This window comes from Halobacillus sp. BBL2006, from assembly GCF_000786645.1.
In the GTDB taxonomy this organism is placed as follows: domain Bacteria; phylum Bacillota; class Bacilli; order Bacillales; family Halobacillaceae; genus Halobacillus.
In genome coordinates this window covers 1-1,483 of the sequence record NZ_JRNX01000635.1, presented here as the reverse complement: position 1 = coordinate 1,483, position 1,483 = coordinate 1, and the positions used below count along the sequence as shown (strand labels likewise).

Sequence of the window (1,483 nt, the reverse complement as noted above, 5' to 3'; positions counted from 1 at the left end):
ATACCCGAGCTCAGCTTTGAAGTGAGTCCGGTCCCCGACGATATGAAAGCTCATCGGGACTTGGTGCAGATTGACGTTATCGAGGGTCATCCCTCCCTGCAAGGTCAAGCGTAAATCTCCTTCTTTGATTTGTAAAAGGGAATGCGAGGAAGCGTCGTATTGATACGCTCCGTTAGGAATCCCCTCCACATTATAAAAGCATCCATAAATCGAGACACGTGGAAGTTGCCCCTTTGTTTTATCTAAATCATTATCGAAGGAAAACGAATCAACCGCTTGCTTAAGCAGCGAAGCGAGCTGCACCAATTCAACTCTTTTCGAAATAAAGTCCATTTCCGGAGAATACCGATTTCGGCAATTTAGAGCGAAATTATCGTTTTCGTTTTTTACTTCAGGCAATACATATACAGGTTTGCCGACATTTTCCTCCTTCCTATCTTCTAAGTGATGGAACAAGACTGTAGAGTCAAACTTCGCCGCTTGATTCACTCGTAAGATTTCTGGAAAAGAAAGCACGTTTTTCGAGCGTTGATAGTGTACGGTTTTGATATACGGTATTTCTTTGCACAACTCTAAAGCCGATATTTCCTTAACTTTAGCCTCATGAGCGGGGAATGTTTTACAATCTGATAGCGGGATGACCGCATACGTATTTTCCTCTTGATCGTCTAGCCCAAGCAAGTGGTTGAGGGCTTGATCGAGAAATTGAAAATGCACTTTTGATGAAAAACGAAAACGTCTGTTAACTTCCAGCAGCTGACCAATGACAGCGCCCGCATCGAGCCCTTGAAGTCGGTAGGAAAAGTTGTTGTATTTAAAAAAGTTCTTCCAAAACATCGTCGTAAGGAGGACCGCCCCAAAACAGTCCGACATTGCAGAAGGATTTCCAAGAGCATCGCTTATATAAATATCAAAATCACCTTCGCGCAGTAAGAGCAGACGATGATGAGCGACATCATAATGATAAAGCCCGTGTGGCAGATCTCCTAGTTTAAGATAGATATACAGTTCATTGGGATAAAGGGCACCGCCGGAAGGGGAAAAACGCCGGAAGGATTGAATGATTTCAAACGACTCTCCATCCATAGGCGAGGGGAGAGCGGTTTGACTAAACTGAGATAACCCGAATACGTACCAAAGAAAATGGCTAATGGTCTTTCGATTAGGTTCTGGGCTAAACGACGGGTCTTGAAAAGAAAGCGGAATGTCGGCGTCCAGGGGGAACCCTGGCAAGTTGCGGTACACTTTGTATGGAAGAGGAGCATCATCCCAATCGACTTCCCAATTATCCGGGGTCACTAGCTCACTTTGAAAATGTAAATGATGCAAAAACACATCAATATCCATCACAACCCTCCTTTTGACTTTGGTTTGATATTTTCTTGTTCCATTAAAGCTCCCGATTGTTGAAGACTCAGTTTTGAGATAATTGGGTCCGTTTTGTGTAAAAAGTGAGGGAGGGAAAGGAAAACAGCTCGCTTTC

1 protein-coding gene is annotated in these 1,483 nt (G+C 43.8%); it reads right to left on the bottom strand.

The window, feature by feature from the left end:
* Positions 1–1,347, bottom strand: a 1,347-nt coding sequence (locus LD39_RS17345; RefSeq protein WP_035550622.1) for a SagB family peptide dehydrogenase, incomplete at its 3' end; no start/stop codon positions are given.
* Between the last annotated feature and the right edge of the window lie 136 nt (positions 1,348–1,483).